This is a genomic window from Erwinia plantamica, assembly GCF_043420595.1.
GTDB classification, from domain to species: Bacteria; Pseudomonadota; Gammaproteobacteria; order Enterobacterales; family Enterobacteriaceae; genus Erwinia; species Erwinia aeris.
This window is the reverse complement of sequence record NZ_JBGCUC010000009.1, coordinates 23,445-42,607: the sequence shown is the minus strand read 5'-3', so window position 1 is coordinate 42,607 and position 19,163 is coordinate 23,445. Positions and strand designations below refer to the sequence as shown.

At 48.3% G+C, this 19,163-nt stretch carries 24 protein-coding genes; 12 read left to right on the top strand and 12 right to left on the bottom strand.

The window, feature by feature from the left end; genetic code table 11:
* Positions 1 to 26 precede the first annotated feature (26 nt).
* From AB3U87_RS11450 to AB3U87_RS11440, 3 genes are read right to left on the bottom strand one after another with little or no spacing between them, the layout of a single operon-like run.
* Positions 27 to 461: a lysis protein gene (locus AB3U87_RS11450; protein ID WP_394149049.1), complete on the bottom strand. Its 435-nt coding sequence runs from the start codon at positions 459 to 461 to the stop codon at positions 27 to 29.
* Positions 458 to 883, bottom strand: coding sequence for a lysozyme (locus tag AB3U87_RS11445; protein ID WP_394149047.1), 426 nt, complete (start codon positions 881 to 883; stop codon positions 458 to 460). Before AB3U87_RS11445 ends, AB3U87_RS11450 begins: the two co-directional genes overlap by 4 nt.
* Positions 870 to 1,139: a phage holin family protein gene (locus AB3U87_RS11440; protein WP_394149204.1), complete on the bottom strand. Its 270-nt coding sequence runs from the start codon at positions 1,137 to 1,139 to the stop codon at positions 870 to 872. Before AB3U87_RS11440 ends, AB3U87_RS11445 begins: the two co-directional genes overlap by 14 nt.
* A gap of 330 nt (positions 1,140 to 1,469) precedes the next feature.
* Between AB3U87_RS11440 and AB3U87_RS11435 the strand changes: the two genes are divergently transcribed.
* On the top strand, positions 1,470 to 2,465 hold the full coding sequence (locus AB3U87_RS11435; protein WP_394149045.1) for a hypothetical protein: 996 nt from the start codon (positions 1,470 to 1,472) through the stop codon (positions 2,463 to 2,465).
* A 192-nt stretch (positions 2,466 to 2,657) separates the two neighbouring features.
* Positions 2,658 to 4,634 (top strand): AAA family ATPase, encoded by a 1,977-nt coding sequence (locus tag AB3U87_RS11430; protein WP_394149043.1) that lies wholly within the window; start codon positions 2,658 to 2,660, stop codon positions 4,632 to 4,634.
* Between the two features lie 40 nt (positions 4,635 to 4,674).
* Here the strand turns inward: AB3U87_RS11430 and AB3U87_RS11425 are convergent, their stop codons facing one another.
* The 9 genes from AB3U87_RS11425 to AB3U87_RS11385 all read right to left on the bottom strand — a co-directional run bounded on the left by AB3U87_RS11425 (position 4,675) and on the right by AB3U87_RS11385 (position 10,612).
* A complete protein-coding gene (locus AB3U87_RS11425) occupies positions 4,675 to 5,022 on the bottom strand; it encodes an antiterminator Q family protein (RefSeq protein ID WP_394149041.1) in 348 nt (115 codons plus the stop codon).
* 45 nt (positions 5,023 to 5,067) lie between these two features.
* Entirely contained in the window at positions 5,068 to 5,361 is a 294-nt protein-coding gene (locus tag AB3U87_RS11420) for a DUF1364 domain-containing protein (RefSeq protein ID WP_394149040.1), read from the bottom strand.
* Positions 5,354 to 6,895: a DNA cytosine methyltransferase gene (locus tag AB3U87_RS11415; RefSeq protein ID WP_477181477.1), complete on the bottom strand. Its 1,542-nt coding sequence runs from the start codon at positions 6,893 to 6,895 to the stop codon at positions 5,354 to 5,356. Before AB3U87_RS11415 ends, AB3U87_RS11420 begins: the two co-directional genes overlap by 8 nt.
* Complete coding sequence (locus AB3U87_RS11410; protein WP_394149039.1) at positions 6,892 to 7,488, bottom strand: DUF1367 family protein; 597 nt, start codon at positions 7,486 to 7,488, stop codon at positions 6,892 to 6,894. Before AB3U87_RS11410 ends, AB3U87_RS11415 begins: the two co-directional genes overlap by 4 nt.
* 45 nt (positions 7,489 to 7,533) lie before the next feature.
* Positions 7,534 to 8,199, bottom strand: a complete 666-nt coding sequence (locus tag AB3U87_RS11405) for an autoinducer binding domain-containing protein (protein ID WP_394149037.1) — start codon at positions 8,197 to 8,199, stop codon at positions 7,534 to 7,536.
* A gap of 216 nt (positions 8,200 to 8,415) precedes the next feature.
* On the bottom strand, positions 8,416 to 8,883 hold the full coding sequence (locus AB3U87_RS11400) for a replication protein P (protein WP_394149035.1): 468 nt from the start codon (positions 8,881 to 8,883) through the stop codon (positions 8,416 to 8,418).
* Positions 8,873 to 9,895 (bottom strand): hypothetical protein, encoded by a 1,023-nt coding sequence (locus tag AB3U87_RS11395; protein WP_394149033.1) that lies wholly within the window; start codon positions 9,893 to 9,895, stop codon positions 8,873 to 8,875. The genes AB3U87_RS11400 and AB3U87_RS11395 overlap by 11 nt, the downstream gene beginning before the upstream one ends.
* A 14-nt stretch (positions 9,896 to 9,909) precedes the next feature.
* Entirely contained in the window at positions 9,910 to 10,353 is a 444-nt protein-coding gene (locus AB3U87_RS11390) for a toxin YdaT family protein (protein WP_394149031.1), read from the bottom strand.
* Positions 10,304 to 10,612: a hypothetical protein gene (locus AB3U87_RS11385; protein WP_394149030.1), complete on the bottom strand. Its 309-nt coding sequence runs from the start codon at positions 10,610 to 10,612 to the stop codon at positions 10,304 to 10,306. The genes AB3U87_RS11390 and AB3U87_RS11385 overlap by 50 nt, the downstream gene beginning before the upstream one ends.
* 134 nt (positions 10,613 to 10,746) lie before the next feature.
* On the opposite strand from AB3U87_RS11385, the gene AB3U87_RS11380 reads away from it, so the two are divergent.
* The 10 genes from AB3U87_RS11380 (at position 10,747) to AB3U87_RS11335 (ending at position 19,088) form a co-directional block, all read left to right on the top strand.
* Positions 10,747 to 11,160: a helix-turn-helix domain-containing protein gene (locus AB3U87_RS11380; RefSeq protein WP_394149028.1), complete on the top strand. Its 414-nt coding sequence runs from the start codon at positions 10,747 to 10,749 to the stop codon at positions 11,158 to 11,160.
* A 621-nt stretch (positions 11,161 to 11,781) separates the two neighbouring features.
* Positions 11,782 to 12,042, top strand: a complete 261-nt coding sequence (locus AB3U87_RS11375) for a hypothetical protein (protein ID WP_394149026.1) — start codon at positions 11,782 to 11,784, stop codon at positions 12,040 to 12,042.
* 74 nt (positions 12,043 to 12,116) lie between these two features.
* Positions 12,117 to 12,449, top strand: a complete 333-nt coding sequence (locus tag AB3U87_RS11370; RefSeq protein WP_394149024.1) for a hypothetical protein — start codon at positions 12,117 to 12,119, stop codon at positions 12,447 to 12,449.
* Between the two features lie 50 nt (positions 12,450 to 12,499).
* Positions 12,500 to 12,658, top strand: a complete 159-nt coding sequence (locus AB3U87_RS11365) for a hypothetical protein (RefSeq protein WP_394149022.1) — start codon at positions 12,500 to 12,502, stop codon at positions 12,656 to 12,658.
* Entirely contained in the window at positions 12,624 to 15,587 is a 2,964-nt protein-coding gene (locus AB3U87_RS11360) for a RecE family exodeoxyribonuclease (RefSeq protein ID WP_394149020.1), read from the top strand. Before AB3U87_RS11365 ends, AB3U87_RS11360 begins: the two co-directional genes overlap by 35 nt.
* Positions 15,584 to 16,687, top strand: a complete 1,104-nt coding sequence (locus AB3U87_RS11355; protein WP_394149018.1) for a RecT family recombinase — start codon at positions 15,584 to 15,586, stop codon at positions 16,685 to 16,687. Before AB3U87_RS11360 ends, AB3U87_RS11355 begins: the two co-directional genes overlap by 4 nt.
* 3 nt (positions 16,688 to 16,690) lie before the next feature.
* Complete coding sequence (locus AB3U87_RS11350; RefSeq protein WP_394149016.1) at positions 16,691 to 16,969, top strand: hypothetical protein; 279 nt, start codon at positions 16,691 to 16,693, stop codon at positions 16,967 to 16,969.
* The gene (locus AB3U87_RS11345; RefSeq protein ID WP_394149014.1) at positions 16,963 to 17,208 is read left to right on the top strand and encodes an excisionase; all 246 of its coding nucleotides are present in this window, start codon (positions 16,963 to 16,965) and stop codon (positions 17,206 to 17,208) included. The genes AB3U87_RS11350 and AB3U87_RS11345 overlap by 7 nt, the downstream gene beginning before the upstream one ends.
* On the top strand, positions 17,189 to 18,316 hold the full coding sequence (locus AB3U87_RS11340) for a phage integrase Arm DNA-binding domain-containing protein (RefSeq protein ID WP_394149013.1): 1,128 nt from the start codon (positions 17,189 to 17,191) through the stop codon (positions 18,314 to 18,316). The genes AB3U87_RS11345 and AB3U87_RS11340 overlap by 20 nt, the downstream gene beginning before the upstream one ends.
* A 19-nt stretch (positions 18,317 to 18,335) precedes the next feature.
* Positions 18,336 to 19,088 carry a hypothetical protein gene (locus AB3U87_RS11335; protein WP_394149012.1) on the top strand — a complete coding sequence of 251 codons (753 nt, stop codon included), beginning with the start codon at positions 18,336 to 18,338 and terminating at the stop codon, positions 19,086 to 19,088.
* Positions 19,089 to 19,163: the final 75 nt, after the last annotated feature.

The window sequence follows — 19,163 nt, the reverse complement described above, 5'->3', positions numbered from 1 at the left end:
TTAAGAGGATTATCTTTAGTTTTCTCCTATTTAAAACACTGCTCTCTGATATACGCCTGCAACCCCTCAATCATTTTCCCGTTAAGCTCGATTCGCTGCCTGAGAATCCAATAATCCCGTTCAGCGGCGTCAGTAAGTCTGGCGCGGGTTGCATCAACCACGCCGGCGGTGCTGGCGGTTTGCCGCGTGCAGGTGGCTGCGAGCTGCAACCGGCGGCGGCCAGCAGCAACATCACGCTGCAGCTGATCAATAGTTGCCTGCGCATCTGCTAATTCTCCCATAAGTTTTTCGTCAAGCGCAGCTACAGCCTGCTGGCGCTTCTGCATATCGTCTATCGTTGTCTGCTGTTCTGCCGCCTGCGCTGCTGCCTCTGCATAATGTGCGCGGTAATACAGCGCCGCTTTACCCATCGCCAGCGCGGCCACCAGCAATACGCCAACTGCTGCAATTTTCGCGTTCATGACAGAAACAGCTCGCGTTCTGCATCGCGCCGCCTGCGCAATCCTGCCAGCGGTTTGCCGTCAGCATTAATCCAGCGCCCGAATTGCTCCGCTGCCCCGGCATAATCCCCTGCATTCATTTTTTTCAGCAGTGTTGAGCGGACAAAATTCCCGGCGCCAACGTTGAACACGAACGACACCAGTGCATCAAACTGACCCTGAGTCATTTTTACTCTGACGTTCGTGTTTACTACCAACTCTGCAACCTGCAAATCCTCACGCAGATACGCATCTGCCTGGCGGCCTGTAATCGTGTCACCGGGCTTGACGCCACGAGTATGCCCATAACCGATCGTTAGCACACCAGCGCTGCATCGGTACGCTGTAAGCTGTAGCCCTTCAAATCTTTTAATCAGCTCAATGCCACGGTTACTGATTTTCATTTTTTATCCCTGTCAGCCGTTCCCAAAAATAATTCAGCGCGGCGGATCCCATCGTTCCTGACATACCGGCAGCAACAAGCGTGTAATAGATGCTAAGGCCTGACTCAATCGCGAGCAGTCCACCCATTAATCCAGCAAACCCTGAAACAACAACCTGTGCCAGGGCAGCAACCCAGCTCCACGCCTGGTTATTCCGACGTACCTCAACAATGTATTTAACCAGCCCGCCCCATATCGACATGGCAGTAATGAGCATCCAAGCCAACAGGCCATAGGAGTCAGGATCACGACTTGGCATTTTCATTACTCCACCTCCCGGTTAGCGGGTGGTTAACAGATACAAAAACGCCCCAGCGAATGCCGAGGCGTCATCAGAGGAAGACTTGCGGTTAATAATTGGACTGGGGTGATGTGAAGCAAAGGCCACCACTAACACAGTACGAACTTTTTTGCGGACCGCGTTAGTGCTTTTTTCATAATTTTCATTTATGTTTGGCATATGAAAGCTATGAAATGTAAAAATTTAAAGCAACACTGTTTTTCTCATGAATGTCACTTTCATTAACGCCTTGAAAAGGAGAGCATTTTGGCAGAAAACGATACGCTCATTAATACTGAGGCTCAGGCATTTGAGTTTATTAAGAATTACCTTTCTGGATCTTCTTTGCCAGAAAACATATCCTTTGGCGACTGGCCTAGCTTAACCTTTCGATTGACTGGCAAAAAATTTAACAAAAGCCTGACACCATCAGTTATGAAAGGCTTTGTAGAAATGCAGGCTCAAATTAACAAGTCCTATGCGCTTGCTAAATACGGCCTTCCGGACTCACGAAAGTTGACAAAGGAAGAATCAGAAGCCCTTGAAATTGAAGTAACGATTGAAGAAGGATCATCACTCGTTGAAGTCAATATTGATGGCTTTCTAACAAAACTTACACAGGAACTATCAGGAAAAATGACGTCTCAGGAAATTGTCTTGACAGTGCTGGGCGCGGCAGTTATCTGGGGAGGGGTTACAGCGTTTAAATACTTCCTCAACCACCGTAAGGAGATACGGTTAGCCGAGATAGCTAAAGAAGGCGCTCAAGCACACCTTCTAACTATGCAAACTATGAACGAACAGGAAACTGAACGCCTGAAAATCATTGCTGGTATGGTTAAAGAAAAATCGTTACTTGATAACATGGATCGTATGTCATATGACGCTAAAACCGAAATGGTAAAATCATTCGCGCGTGCAGATACTGCACAGATTGATGGTATCACCCTCGATTCAGAAATGGCCAGGGAACTGACAAAGAATGCCCGCCGCCGCTCAGAAGAAATTCGTATTGAAGGTATTTATCGTATTGAGGAAGTTAACAATACTGATCCAGAATGCTTTAAAGTTAGAATCCGCAAGGATCGAACTGATGAAAGAATGACTTGCGTGGTGCAGGATATATTTTTGGATGAGTCAGGCAATAAAGATGCCTTACAGAAAGCAGAATGGGAAAGAAAACCAGTTCATTTAAGCATTAATGCCAAACATGTTGATGGAATAATCAAATCAGCCGTCATACTATATGTTAAAGATATATAGTGAAAGCTCGATTAACAACTCTTTAATTCTAATCTTTAAGTCTTAATAAGTAATATTACGTTGTTTCGTCCATCATTATCAACTTTTGCTTAGGTTTAAATGAATGTAAAGATCCGATTAATTAATGCACAGCCTTCATTTTTTTGAATCTAAACCACTTAGAATATTATTTTAAATTAATATGGATAAAAGATGACAATAACCCTGCACTCTAATAGAGAACACAAAGGTTTTAGCCTTAAAAGTCCAATTAACTTTGATGGGTATCTTTGTATTATTACCGGGAAAAACGGTTCAGGAAAGACCCGTTTGCTTGAAAGCATGAGAGTAGCTACCATTACAACACAAGATGGTATAGAAAGCATTCAAACAAACAATACTGCCTTAATTAATACAGAAATACCTAGTAGGAATAACTTTGTTAATGAAGGGAACTACCTAATTAATGATCATATATCAACTAGATTGATGCTTGCTCTAATGGGCAAAGATGATTTAGATGAAATCCACACATCATGGACAATAGAAATATTTGAGCCTAACGGAACGGTTATGGGCCAGTCCTCATTTAATCCCAGGGAAATATTCAAAAGAGCCACGAAAACATTTAAAAAATCGCTCTCTGAATTAACACGAGATGAACTTAAGCTTTCAATCATTATAAACAATGAATACGGCAGAGCTGAGCTTGACGGTTATAGCTCTTTATTAAATAACTGTTTAAGTCAGCTTTCAATTAACTATTATCAAGCTAAAGATCTTGATGCTACACTTCGAGCCAAAGGTGTTTATAAACTAGAAGAAAATGAAAAGTTAGCAACCTTATTGCGCGATTATTTTGGAAATTGCGCACCTGAAATTAACTTTTCCAGCATCGTTGAAAAATTATTTAGGAATAAATTTAAAGTAAGCTCGCCTCCAGTGAGAGAATCGACATTCAACTACACCCCAGCATTAATATCAACTGAAAGTGAAACCAAAATATCTATATCAGAGTTATCATCTGGTGAAAAGGTTATTTTTTGGCTAGCTCTTAGCACTTTTGAGGCTATATACACTAAATACCATCCTTCTTTTAAAGGTAGTAAGATAATAATGTTAGATGAGCCTGATGCTCACCTTCATCCTCAGATGATATTAGACTTTTATGAGTGCCTTAAAAGTTTCCATGACCAAATGGATATTAATTTTATATTCACCACACACTCACCCACCACTGTAGCCTTATCTCCGTCAGATAACATCTTCAACCTAGAATATGATAGCGAAGGAAAATTCACAGCTCAAAAAGTCAGTAAAGACAGAGCGATATCTGAATTATTAGATGGTGTCTCGCAAATAGCCATAGATCCTGAAAACAGCAGGCAAGTGTATGTGGAAAATGAAAATGATGGTGCCACCTACGAGCTAATATATAGCAATATAAAAAACCGTTCTTCTTTAATAGATAAGGGTATTACATTATCTTTCATCAGTGCAGGTCAGAAAATAGCAAAAACTGAACTAGAAAAACATATTAAAGCGGTCTATGGTGAAAACCACGAAAAAATGGAAAATTTAATAAATAGAATAAATGGTTCAGGAAGCTGCGGTCAAGTTATTGGTGTTGTAGAGTATTTGAAAGAGGGAGGAAGCCGTACCGTTAGGGGATTGATTGATTGGGATAACACACAAAGAAATCATGATGAATCAGTTAAGGTTAGTGCCAAAGACTATGCTTATTCTATTGAGAATTTAGTATATGACCCTCTGAGCCTTTATGCGTTCCTTACATCTAACAGGTATTATAGTTGCAACTATTTCTTTAGTTGCGAAGATGATTTTGCTTGGCGAAAGGCCATCGACGATCAAGCTCTTATGCAAAAAATAATAGATGTAATCACTTATGACTTATTTGGCAGAGAAAACTTAAGAAACCACACCATTAAATATATGAATGGGATGATTTTGCTAGGTGATAAAGAATACTTCATCCCTAGCGAGGGAAGTAATGGCCATGACTTTGAAAGAGTAATTTTAAATAAATACCCCAAACTAAATGAGATTTTCAAACGGACAAGCGGCCTTCCATTTGTTTATTATTTTACAAGTAAAGTCACATTAGGTCTATTAAGTTGGGAGTATCTCAACCAGCAATTTGAGCTTACCTTTTCTGAACTTCAAAAGTAGTTTTTGCCGCCCATCTCGGGCGGCTTAACCAACCCTTCATTTATAACTCAACGGCCATTATTGCTAGACAACCTTCAACGAAGCCTTCAGCCATCTGAATTTTAATGCGAATTATTTTTTCATCGCACCTAAGTCGCTTGGCTAGCTGTCGTTTTGGCACTCCCTTTACATAATAGGCTATCAGTAATTCATATTCATCCGGCCGTTTCTGCTTGAGCCTTCCCACACATGAATCGACTGTGAGTGCGTCTGAATCCGTGCATGATGCATCCACACGCGTATCAGGCAGTAGCCCCTTAAAACCAGCAGCAATTGGAGAGTAATCCATTTCTAAGCGCTGACGTGACCAGGCGCCCCACTGTTCTAAAACCTGTTGAATATCACGCATTGCTCCAACCTCTTATACCACCATTTTCTGGTAAAATCGGGGACTTCATAAAACACCCTCGTCTCTCAAAATTTTCTGTGTGCGCAGCACGCCCTCTGCGTGAAATAGCCGCAGCTCGTCGCGTGTAAATTGGGCTTTGGTTCTGCCGTCGATCGCGTCATGGCATGCGCTGCAACTGTGCGCGCCCTGCTCGTCGTCGGGTTTGCAGCCCGCGCCGCAGGTTCCCGCCAGGCGGTAATGCGCCAGCACGGTAGTTTCCGGATTGAAATTGCAAACGCCGGGAATACGGATCTGACATTCGCGGCCGCGCGCGGCTTTTCGCAAATCGCGTTTACGCATCGGCCAGGCTCCTTGCTATCCTCTCGCCCAGCCAGCGCATTACCGGCACGGCCATAGAATTTCCGATCGCGCGATATCGCGGCCCGTCAGGACAATGCTCAGCCGTTTTTTTCCGCCAGGGGATTTTTGTATGATCGTCAGGAAATCCTTGGAGGCGTTCACATTCACGCGGCGTTAAGCGACGAACGGCAAATCTGTTGGCGAGCATAGTTACCGTGCTATTTTCGAATTGCCCTGGCTTTCTGGCTCTTAGAGGCGTGTGAGCTGGCGTTTCTTTAGCAACTTCTGACGCAAGCGTTCCGTGAATATCAAAGGCGCGAAAATCGCTGACTAAAACATGCGCTTTATCTTTGCCGCCGCCAGCCGCGCGCAAACTATTGGCCACCTCGCCGCCAAGCTCTGCTGTCGTCCCGCCATCGCGGCCGGGCAGAGAAACGCAGATTGCCGGATAACCCTGCCCTGGTTTGCCGCCGCCCGTCGATAGTGGGCCGGTTATCTGGCCATCGTTATTCTGAAACCGGACTTCTCCGCGCCCATTCTCGCCAAATGCCACAATGCCGTGTTGCGCCCCTGCCTGTAAGGTGAACATCGGATCGCCATTTAGACCAATTCCTGTGCCGGCACGCTTATCAGTGGTACTGAGCCCTGTTCGCTTACCCACTTCCAGCAACGGGCATACATGCTGTACAGCGAAAGTTTCAACGTCAAAATCCTGGCGCTGCCCGCGCGTATTCAGGCATGCGGCAACGTCCAGCGGGCCGGAGCAATTTCCGCCGCCGTAGGCTGAAATCAGGTGCCCGGCTGCTGCGTGGGCGAAATCCGGGCCGCCGACTCCAGCGCCTGCTGCAGTAAGGGGGGCAACTGGCGTCCCCGTTTTTCTGCGCGGCGGAGTATTCCGGCGCAGGCTTTCGGGCTCAAAAAATATTTTTGCGGGATCAAGGTCGTCTCGAGCACTTGCGATAACGAACACACGGCGGCGTCGTTGTGCCACTCTGAAAAATTGAGCATCGAGGGTTCGCCAGGCGACAGCTCTTTCGGGGCCAGTAACATAACCAGCGTGCGTCCATTTTCCCCCTGCCACGTCCAACGGGCTGCTTTCTCCGGCAAGGCCCGCAATAAAGCAGCCGAAGGCATTATCTTTGCTGGTGAGCACGCCGGGGACATTTTCCCAGACGATAATTGCTGGTGGTTTTCCGCATTCGCGGCGTTTTTCGTCGATTGCATTTACCAGTTCCACAAAAGCTAAAGTCAGCTGACCGCGCGCGTCAGCCAGGCCGTTACGCAGGCCCGCGACAGAAAATGCCTGGCAGGGCGTACCGCCCACCAGCAGATCCGGCGCTTCAATTTCGCCCGCTAAAATTCTGGCAGCGAGCCGGGTCATATCGCCCAGGTTCTGGACGTGCGGCCAGTGGTGCGCCAGCACTGCAGATGGGAATTTCTCGATTTCTGAAAACCATGCGGGCTGCCAGCCCAGGCTATGCCATGCCGCTGTAGCGGCTTCGATGCCGCTGCAAACTGAGCCGTAACGCATCATGCGAACTCCAGCAGCTGCGCGGCCACGTTTTCGGCTTCTTCAGGCATGCGAAAGCAGCGGAATAAGATAAAATTCCACAGGACGTTAAAAACGGATTTATAGAGAGCCTGAAATGTGTCCTCGTCCATCTTCGCAAAGCTGATGGATTTCGGCACGCGGCGCCGCAGGCCATCGGGCAGGATGACCGTATCGTAGTAACCGGCCTCGACGATCGCCCATGCGCGGTATGGCTCGAACGATTTCAGCAGGACAACGTTAGCAGCCCGGCGCTGGCCGATCGCGTGCAGGTAATCATCGGCTGCCGCGCTGAGCGTGTCGCCGTGCTGGCCCGCCATACTGACCAGGTATTTTACGAACCCCTCCACCAGCTGGCGTTCGCCTGGCGTCAACGTGCCGCCGGCGGGCGTCCAGTATTCGAATCCCAGCTGCAGCAGTTTGAAAAAGCGTTTATGAAACTGGTAATTTCTGGTGCGCCGGAATTCAGCGCCTACCCACTCGCCCAGCTTGATACGCTGTAGAAATTCGCTGGCTTCTGGCGTTGCTGGTGTCAGCAACGCCGGGCCAGATTTTAAAAACTGTATTAATTGCGCCATTTGGTTTCCCCTGAAATGGCGCGGCAGGTTACAGGCTGTTCAGACCTATGACGCTATATTATCAAATCCACTGGGCGAATTGGAGGCCCGTTTTCTGACTATTTCGGCTAATGTGTCAATTGGCGCAATAATTTCATTATCCATGATTGGCCGCACTATTTTTGCGTCTGCTGTTTGATAAATCTGATAACGTCGACAGCCTGGATAGATCACATCACATTCGACGCCACGCATCCGCATGTTTTTTTCATGACAGTCACGCAATATTTTTTTGAAATTGTTTTGATTACGCTCAATTGTCTGGCGGAATTCGTATATTTCGCCTGTTTTTCTAATCAGGGTCAACATCGCCACGTTATTCAGTTCATCATGCAGCGTAAACGTGTGTCCTTGCATAACGCCGTAATCGCGCGCACTTTTGAAAATATTCACGTCGCCCAGGCTCAGCGACATAGCCGTCTGATCCCAATAAAAATCACTTTTGCCACTGGTTCCTGTAATTATTACCGGATCTGTGCGATGGCGATTATTTATCTGATAGTCAGATTCAAACCAGTCAATCCTGTTACTCAGAATATAAAAAAGATTCGGATTGTTTTTATTTATCAGTGCATATGTAAAAATTACGTCATCAAACATCGTCAGCTGTTGCTGGATGCAATTGCGCATCTCGATATCAAAATCATTCTGATGCTTAAATAAATTTAGCATATTAGACTCTCACGGAATTAAATTGATTTATAACAAGATATTATTTAAATATCATCGTCCGTGAACGCCGCTCTTTTTTGTTAAATAATAATAACATCCATTAAATTAGATGACCGTATCATATCATTTTCTGGAAATTACTGAACATTTGTTTATCGAGTCATGAACACCTGTTTAATGTTTATTTATGCTCGTATCATTTAATTAATATTCACTCTATTTTTTAAACCAACCGGCAGCCTGTCGCCGTAAATATTCGGCGTGCAATGCCTGTGCGGGGGTTGGGCCGGATGGGCTGACAGGAGCTGCCAGCTGGGCGCGTACAGGGGGTACAGAATATCCAGCGTCCGTTTTTTTCTCCCAGCGTTGCAACAGCGCAGCAGCACGTTTTTCGTGTTCTGCGTGAGTCAGATTACGCTCGACACCCTCACGCCGTAGCTCGATGCAGATGTGATATAAAACCGGCTGGCGCCACGGAAACCTATCCGCAGAGCCGTAACGCCACTCGTTTTCTCGCCAGCGTTTGAACTCGCTCAGGACGTCTGCCGTGGTGATGCCCAAGCCACCGCCGCCGCAGTCTGCCACCAGCTGCATGAATTCAGCAAAATCCGGCGGCCAGCTGTTCCCGGCCCGGCAACGGTCAACGCACGCCGTAGCCACCCGCCTGAGCTGGTCAGATGTCATCGCCGCCGTCTGGGTTTCCCATAGCTGGTTCGGCCGGTTGCCGTTTTTCGTAATCCAGCGGTTCGAGTAGATTTTGATCATCAAATCCCACAGCCGCCACGCTGGCGTATCCGCCGCGTTCGTACTGTTCCTGCTGCTCTCGTAGCCACTGCTCGCGGCCTGCCCTGAGCTGCCGTTCTGCCAGTGATTCCCCGTTTGCTGGTACATGGATTACCTCTCGATGAATGCGATGCGGTGAGTCCTGCTCACGCTGCAGCCAGTTCGTGATGAATTTACGGATCCCGCGGCTGGTTTTGGTTTTTTTGGGGTTGCTGTCCAGCCAGCCGCGCATGTTTCGCAGCTGCTGACGAATATCCACGGCTGGATATAACCCGGCCATTTCAGCGATGAAATCCGTGCTGACCGGATATTCCCCGCCACCTCCTGAGAGCGGGAGGGTTATAAAAATTTCTGCTGGTGGTTTGGCGTCGGCCTGGAGCTGTTTTTTTGCTCCGGGCAAGAGATCTTTAGGTTTTAGATCTTTATCTTTTATTATCTCTTCTTCTCTTATCTGTGGTGTGACGCGCGTGACGTCACGTGATGCTTCGTGACGTGACGTGATGGAGGCTTCTTTCTCGCCCTCCGCTTTTTTACGCTCGCGATATTTCCTGGCCCGCTCCGCAGCAGTCATGACGGGCCTTCCACTACTTCTCTGCCCTGTTGCAGGTGCCTGTCTTTTGTCCCAGCCGGTAATAATAGTTCCGTCCAAAACCCGCCCTTGCATAGCAGAAATCACGTCGACAACGTGACGCTCCGTCACGTCGAGTGCGCTCGCAATATCTTCATTCGTGACGGTCACGTGACGTGACGTGACGCCGTTACTGTCCGTGACAGGATTCTGCGCAGCGCTAACTAAAAGCTGGAGATAAATCGCCTGAACCAGGGCGATTGGCTGCCCTGACGCTTTTGCTATCGTTCGCCATTTTGGATCGTTCGGCATGTCATGCCATAGTCGAAGCCATGAGTTGGCCATAAGCACCTTTTTGATTAAATCGCCGCAGTATTCATGACTGCAATTTTTACAGCCGTAAATGCCGCGATTGCCCTTTCCACTTCCCTTTCGATTACTGATGCCGGCGCTTTCAGATGCACAGCATTAGCGGCGCCGATTGCATCCCGCGCCGCGACCGTCGCTAACAGCGTCGGATTATCCGGATCCACCAGCCGCGCGCGCCGTTCTGGCGGCAGCGCAGCGAGCAAGGCGGGCGCAATCGCTTCCGCCTGGCGCCGGTAATAATCTGTAGCGCCGCGCAGCACCCGCTTCAGCTGCTGCTCAACATTATGCAGATCCCGCGCCGTCACTGCTGATTGTCGAAAATCAGATCGCTGTTTGGCGACCCGCAATGCGACATTTTTCCACCCGATTTCTGTGGCCCAGCTCTCAATTTCGCGGGCGATCTGTGCCCTGCTTGCGTCCGTGCTGATTTTCATGAATCAGATTTCCTTCGTCAGATTCGATATGTTGTTGTCCGGGCGGCAAGCCGTCCGTTGCGTTTGGGTAAAGTTGCGGATCAACTTGATGCGGCGTGATGCCCCAGTCTAGCGCTGCGCATAATGGGATTACGTAATACGGCGGAAATTTTCCCTTTTTCAGCCATGAACTTACATTTTGCGGACTCGTTTTGATTCGACGAGCGATTTCGCTTCTGTTCGTGATCCCAAAGAGCATATTTTTAATCTGAGCTTCCATATCTTCACTCTCAAAATGAATATCGGATGCAAATTAATCCATAAAAATGAAATTTTCAACATAAATTGAAGTTTTCTTCAAATGACCACTATCAATATTCGTTGTAAAATGCAATAAATATTGAAGGATTCACGATGACTAAACACGACGTAGCATCTCGAAAGATAAAACAGCTACTCTTCGAAAAGGGCTGGAATCGAAGTGAACTAGCCCGCAAGCTTGGTGTTAGTGCGCAAACTGTTCACCAGTGGGATAAGGGTATTACAAGGCCCAATGGAGCCAACTTAACTAAATTGGCCGAGGTGTCCGGAAAAGCAGAAAGCTGGTTTTTTCAGGCAGATAATGATGATTCTCCTGTAAGTCCTTCAAAGCCTATGCTGATGAAAGACGATGAGTTCTCAGAACTTACAGAAGAGGAAAAGCGGCTGATTCGCGTCTATCGCCTTTTGGCTGATTATGATGGTAACAATATGCTGTTAGCTTTTGAGATGCGGTATAAGGAATTGAAAGCTTACGAAAAGTATACAAAACCCCCATCAATAAAATAACCCTATCCCTAAACCGGCAATCAGCCGGTTTTTTTTCGCCTACCTAAAATTAAACCTTCGTAAATTCATAAAGATAAACAAAATTTCATTTTTTAATGAAATTTTCAGTTGAAATTTTCACTCTTGCTTTGTATCTTCTTCTCCAACGCAACAGCACCAACAGACTTAGCTGGCGCGGCAGGTTTACAAAATGTTCCGCCGGCCCGGCGTAAGGGCAAAAAATTTAGCTGGTTGTGACGCAGGAGAACCGCAGCACTCATCGCGACCTGCCACGATTACCGCGCCGCAGCCGGCTAAACAGAGATTACGGCCACACCAGGGCCAAATACGGGCGCCGTTGGCGTCGCCGGATCCGTAACCGGCACCGAATAACCATGTAGCAGCAGTGCCACTCAGGTAAACGCGGCGGCGTCTGATGTGGTGATCCCGCCGAGTTGGTAAGTCCACGTGATTGCGTGGTAACTCCAACCAGGCTGGCTGTGAGGTCAGCACCAACAAACGGAGGGAATCTGATGTTCATAGGGATAGCCGCACTTTTGGGCGGCATGGTTGGCGCCAGCCTGGCGCTGCTGGCGGTCGGTCTGGTAGTCGCAGCTGGCCGGGATTAACGGAGATATCACGATGGGAACGCTCGTTTCATGGACGCCAAGCAATGGCGGTTATTACCCGGTTTTATGCAGCAGGTGCAATTTGCAAATAGGCGGATTTAAAACGCTGCTCCAGAAAAACAAAATCAGAAAACATCTCGACAATCTCCATTATTGTTCGGCAAAAGTTGTTCTGATTACAGACCCTAAAAAACTGGCCGAAGCACAAGCGGCCGCGCGAAACAGAGATTTCGAGTTAGGAAATAAACTACTGCGTGAAGCGTACTCACATTAATTCTTAGCCACACCAGGGAAATATATGCCGAATCATCGGCAGGGCATCACTCAACATAAAGAAAGGAAATCAGTATGAAAACAAAAATCTTTGCTGTTAAATTCGACGCCGAGAAATTAATAGAAATGTCAGACCGCGCCGTTTTTGTAATTACTGTTAATAAAGAGGTAATTGGTTATGTAGCGAAAAACGAGACGGGCTTAGAAAGAATTTTTACTCCTTTCACTGCTGACGGCGAATTATCAGAATCGCACTGTATAGCATGTGCTGCTGAAGAACTATTTGCACACTATAGCGGGCTACCACGAGAAGCTTTTAATGCCGCAGACACAGAAGAGGAGCCGAATCCTATTGCGTCTCTGCTAATTGCTGCATTAGCTGCCCACAACCGCGTAACTCGTCATTAATTACGGCCCGGCCGCTCCGGTGGCCGGTAAAATCTGAAGGAATAGAAAATATGTTCGAATTAACTCCTGAACAAGCACAAATTCTGGTGGCGTTTCTCGATAGCGAATACGTCAACTTTATTGATACTTGCGACGAACTTGCAGCAGAAGACCAGGGCGGTAAAGAAATCGCTGATGCAATATTTAAGGCGCTCGGTGGAGACGAATAAAATGCCCGCTTACTCTTATTTTCTAAAAGCCAAACAAAAGTTTGATAAAAAAAGCCTTTTTATTCATTTCGATGCTAAGGATGATAAAGCGGCTTTAAATAAAATCGCGTATCTGATGGATGAATCAGATTTAGATGATGCGCATTATTTTAAACCGGTTCGCACAGATTTTCCTGTCGTTGATGACTTGCCGCCAGAAAACGTTTTCGACGATACCTGGTGCGATCGTTATGAACTGGTCGGCAAAACGTGGCAGCCGATCCCCGGCCCGGCCGAAACCGTCAAAATCAACGCCGGCGCGCCTGCTGCTGGCGAACCGGCAGAACTGCCGACAGCACAACCGGTAAACGTGCCGGCGGCGTCGGACGTGGCCGCAGCGCCAGCAGTGGCTGAACCGGCGCCAGCGGCAGCCGAATCGGACGACGATATTATCTGCACGGCCGACGGCGCCACGCTCGTACAGCGCGTGCTTGGTGCATGGCTCTATAAAAACTTCAGGGGATTGACTCGTCAGCAGGGTCGGGAAATCCATCGCTTGCAGCACGACACCGACGCCACCTACCCGCAAAACCTGCTGCTGGCAGTTAACAGCTCGTCTGTGCGTCAGCTGCAACACGTTTTTCCCGAAACCATTTTTATGCTCGTTACCGCTGTTAAGTCGATATGGCCAGCGGCCGGTAAAGCGCCGACTGTCGGACTGTTGTTGCAGTTTATCGAGGAATGGTTAAACGCGCACAACGACGCTGCCGGCGCGGGCGCCGGACGCGACAAAATCCGCGCTGACGTCGTGGCAAAATGGGTCAAACGCTATAACAAACCGGTTATTGAGCACCGCACGTCCAGCGGCACAAATGCCGGCGGCGGTAATGTCACGGATCGTGGCGAAAATTTCAAACACGATTTCGACACGCTGGCGCTGGAAGTCGCGATCGGCATTGTTGGCCGCGCGATGGATTTCGATATCTATAACCTGCGCGGCGGCGTCATTAATCGCGCCCGCGATATCGTTAAACTCAAAGAAAAACCTTTCCCGGCCTGGTTCGACGCTCTGCGCAGTTCCGCTGGCATCCTCGACTATTCCCGCGCCGCGATCATAGCGCTCGTTAAATGCGCACCGGACGACGTTCACAACAACCCCATAGCGCTGCGCGAATACATCAACAGGAATCTGACGGAATCAGATCACGCCCACCCTACCCCGGAAACCATCGCGGCCGCGTGCGGCACGCTGCCAGCTGAAGGAACGCATAATGAAAATGAGGAAGGACAGGAACATCAAAACACGGATCGCGTATTGGCAGACGCTGCACAGCCGGCTGAACCAGTTTCAGGCACAACAGACGAACATGAGGCAGTCGCGGAAGCGCTGGCAGATCCGGTTTCGGTAGACAGTGAAACCACCTCAAACGAGGGCGAAAAAGAGGAAGTGACCAGCAGCTCGCCAGAAGTGTTCGCGCCGCTGGGCAGCGGTAAATATGACGTTTCGGCGCTGTTTGCCGGTTCGCCGCTTGCTGGTACCACAATTAAGCCAGAAGCAGCGGAAATCATACCAGAGCAGCCGATAACTGAACCTGAATCGGCCCAAACCGTACCAGAACCGGACGAACCAGAACCGGCCGCGCCGGCACCAGCTTATTTCGAGCCTGGCCGCTACGCCGACCTTCCGAACGCCGTCTACCACGCTGCTAACGGCATTAGCAGCACAATGCTGAAAGATGCGCGTGTAAGTCTGCTCTGGTATCACGGCCGCCACGTCGCAAAGACGATTCCCCGCGAGGCCACCAGCACATTAAATTTTGGAAATTTGGTGCATACGCTGGCACTACAGCCGGAAAAACTCGCCGCTGAATTTAACATCGAGCCAGTGATCCCGGCCGGCGCGTTTACGACTATCGCCAGCATGAAAAAGGCGATCGAAGCGTACAACGCTGCGATTCCGCCAGGCCTCAGCATTGACGATATCAAGGCCCGGATCGAGGCGTACAACAACGGCCAGAAAAAACCGCATCCGCTTAGCTGTGACGCGACGGAAACAGGAATGCTGTACGGCATGTTGCCGCCTGAATTCCAGACTATCCCTGATGACCAAAAACATACAGTCGCCGCAATGAAAGCGGCCATTAAGCAGTACAACAGCACGCTGCCGGCGCAGCTTAAGACGTCCGGCGGCCGCGACGAGCTGCTAAGCGTTCTGGAAACCATCGAGCCGCAGATCGTTGCAGCGGAGCGCCAGCGGCCTCAGCCGGTCAACACCAGCGGCAACAAAGAAGAGCTGACCGCGATCGTGAAAAAAATCCGCCCGGATGCCGTCTTTGCTGACGAACTGATCGATGCGTGGAAAAGCTGCGACGACGGCCGGATCCCGGTTACCCAAAAACAGATGCGCCATGCGAAAGCATTGCAAGCCGCGCTGCTGGCGCATCCAACAATCGGGCCGCTACTGAGCCATCCCGATCGTGAATCTGAGGTGAGCTATTTCGGCATCGATGACGGTACCGGGCTCGAAGTCCGTGTACGTCCAGATATTGAGATCACCACCGGCGGCCGCCGCATCGGCATGGATCTGAAAACCATTTCAATGTGGGGAGTAAAACAGGATCAGGTAAAAGGCCGCCTGCACCGCGAGATTATCGCGCGGGATTACCATCTCAGCGCCGCTATGTATAGCGACGTCGCCGGCTTCGACCAGTTTTTCTGGATTTTCATTAACGCTGACGAAAATTACGCATGGGTAGCGATTGTCGAGGCATCGCCGGATCTGCTCGACCTGGGCCGCCTTGAATACAAAAAAACGCTGCGTGATATCGATGACGCATTGAGCACCGGCCAGTGGCCCGCGCCGATCACAGACGACTACACCGACGAACTCAACGATTACGACCTGCGCCGCCTTGAAGCGCTGCGCGAAGCATACGGAGAAATGTTATGACCGATTTAGCGATTTTGGAGCAGGAAAACCAGAATGCCAATATTGCCATTTTTCATCCGCAATCATTGGCCGCTATACAGTCTTTCGCTGCGGTAATGGCGTCTGGTGTATCAACCGTGCCGGCGCATCTTCAGGGCAACCCTTCTGACTGTATGGCCGTCACAATGCAGGCGCTGCAATGGCGCATGAACCCTTACGCCGTAGCGCAGAAAACCTTTCTTGTCGGCGGCGTGCTGGGTTATGAGGCCCAGCTTGTTAACGCAGTAATCACAACACGCGGCCCGCTGACCGGCCGGATCCAATATGACTGGTTTGGCCCGTGGGAAAAAGTGATCGGGAAATTCGATATTCGGAAAAACGATAAAGGGAAGGAGTATCGCATTCCCGGCTGGCGGCTGGCCGACGAGGCTGGGATCGGCATAAAAGTTTGGGCAACCCTCAAGGGCGAAAATGCACCCCGCGAACTTGTTTTGCTACTGGCCCAGGCCAGAACGCGTAATTCTACTCTATGGGCCGACGATCCCCGCCAGCAGCTGGCATACCTGGCCGTTAAGCGCTGGTCGCGTCTGTACTGCCCGGAAGTAATCCTGGGAGTCTATACGGCTGACGAGCTGGAAGAGCGCACTGAAAAAGACATCACGCCGGCAGCAGATCGCGTCGTTCTCAGCGAGCTGGCCAGCGCCGCGCCACCAGCTGATCCGGTACCGACGAAAGCCACCAGCGAAGCACCGGCGCCGGAACCTGCGGCGCCGCCGGCAGAACCGAAGATTGCCGCACAGCTGCGCGACGATATCCAGAAAGCTGACACGCCAGCGCGTGCTACAGAACTGCGCGCGCTGGTGGAGGAAAAAAAAGCGGAGCTGGGCATCTCGCTATACACAGAACTGAAAAATAAAGCCGTTGCACGTTATTACCGCCTGAACGCTATGGCTGCCATCAATGCAAAATTTGATGAACTGTCACCAGAATTAACTAATGCCGTAGAGGAGTTTAACGCCCTGCTGGCGCTGATTAATAAATCCCAGCGCTTTCTCGAGCCAGCAGAATTCGAAAGGTTTTCTGTCGCGGCTGAAGATATGCGCGCGGAATATGGAGTTTAAATCATGACTGGTAAAGCCCAAATAACATGGCCAGAAAAAGTTGCAATGCTGGAAGAGCGGCTCGCAAAGCTGAGCTCTAAAGATGCCCGTTGGGAAAGCATGGCTCAGGGGGTCGATAAATATGCGGACGTTAAGCAAGCTGCGGCTGGCATTGCTGAAAGAAAAGGCAATGATGCGATGGCACACCGGCTTTATAAAGAAGCCGAACGCGCGCGGAAATTTGCTCAACAAATTCGCGCGGGCGGAATAGGCGAAGAAGAAGTGAGAAGAACATCATGCTAAGAAATTTGACGTTACAGGAGTGGGCGCAAAGAAAATATAGCAGCCATCCTCCAGCCTTGGGAACACTAAGGCAATACGCTAAAAATAACTTTTTTAACCCACCGGCCCGCAAGGAAGGAAGATACTGGCGGGTACGAGAGGATGCTGAACTCGTAGGTAACCTGGAACGCCCTGAAGTGAAAACTAACGATAACCCGCTCCTGAAAAGGATACTAAACGATGGCTGCAAGACCACGTAAGAATAATGTCAGGATCCCAAACCTTTACCCTCTCTACAGCCGAAAGGTAAATAAAATTTACTGGCGTTACAAGCATCCGGTCACAGGTAAATTTCATGGATTAGGCGATAACGAAGAAGAGGCAAAAGCTATAGCTATTGAGGCTAACAGCCGCCTGGCTGAACACCGAACACGACAGATCACTGCGCTAAGTGACAGAATCGCAGCAACTAAGGGAAAGGCTGTCACCGTTTCTACCTGGGTAAACCGTTACTGGTCTATCCAAAAAGAAAGGCTTAAAGCCGGCGAAATCCGGCCTAACACATACAAACAGAAGAACAAACCGGTACAGTTACTTCTGAATAGTTTCGCTATGAAAGAACTACCGGCAGTAAATGTCCGTGATATAGCTTCAATCCTTGACGCGTACAAAGCCTCAGGGCAAAACAGGATGGGACAGGTTGTACGTTCTGTACTGATTGACGTTTTTAAAGAGGCTCAGCATGCTGGCGAGGTACCGCCCGGCTATAACCCGGCGCTTGCAACTAAACAACCACGGCGCCGGATTACCCGCCAACGCCTCAATCTTGAGGAGTGGCAGCGCATATTTGAGATCGCTGATGCAAACCATAAGTATATGGGCAACGCTATGCTACTCGCCGTCGTGACCGGACAGCGTTTAGGAGATATTGCAAAAATGCGCTTTGAAGATATCTGGAACGAGCATCTTCATGTCGTACAGCAAAAGACCGGAGTAAAGTTGGCTATCCCTCTTTCTCTAAGATGTCAGGCACTCGATATCTCGTTACAGGAAGTGATAGCCCGTTGCCGGGACTATGTAATAAGTCCATGGCTAATACATTTTTTTAGAAATACAACTCATGGTAAGCGTGGCGGCCAGGTGACAGCAAATACACTGACTACTAATTTTAGTAGGTCTCGTGACAAAGCGAATATCGAATGGGGTGATGGTACGGCTGCGACTTTTCATGAGCAAAGATCACTCTCAGAAAGACTTTATAAGAACCAAGGGGTAGATACCAAGAGGTTGTTAGGACATAAATCGCAGAGACAAACAGACCAATATAATGATGATCGTGGTAAAAACTGGTGCTATATTATAGCGTAACTCATTGTAAGGAGAGAAAATGGAGTACCCCTATTGCTTAATCCCAATCACCATATATATAGTAGTTATTGCTAGCGCATATGTAAAATCTAGGTGGTCTGCGCCTCCCACCAGGCTTTACCATACAACTTTGGCAACCGCCGTTGATAATATTTTAGCCACAAAAAAGTTTACTACCTATACAGAAGGGGTTGCTTTTTTTTCATCCAATAAAAACACCAAAAAACTAGGGAAAGATTCTATCGCGATAAAAAACATATTAATAAATATTAAAGAATGCAAAAAAGATAAAATAAAACCACTTTCATTCTTAAAGAAAAATGGCCCGTTCGGTTACCTCAAAAAATATAACAATCTAAAGACAATAACGGTTTCAGGAAATGCAATAAGTGAATTCAAGAACATATTCGAACCTAAAGCCAAGAATATTTTTAATATCTGGGGTGCGTGGAAATCATTAACTGATCAATGGGTGACAGTAAAGCAAGGAGACCTAATATTCACACAGATAAATAAAAGCAATGAAATAACAGAATTAAATATTAAAGTTAAGACCGGAAAAGCGGATTGCCTTGCAAAATGGCAAAAGAGAGGCATGTTAGTATTAAATGCAGTGATAGCCACTGGAGTTTTAATTATCACTTTACTCGCTTTCTCTTTAACTTTCTTCTGGCTTAACCTAATTTATTTATGCATATTACTTGCCACATTAATAACTATATTATTATGGGCGGCATTTAATAAAAGGATTTACGAATGCGTAAATAAGTGAGTTTTGATAAATTATTTTGATAATTTTTTGATAACCATTAGCAGACCATAAGAAGCCAACACAATTTCAACAATT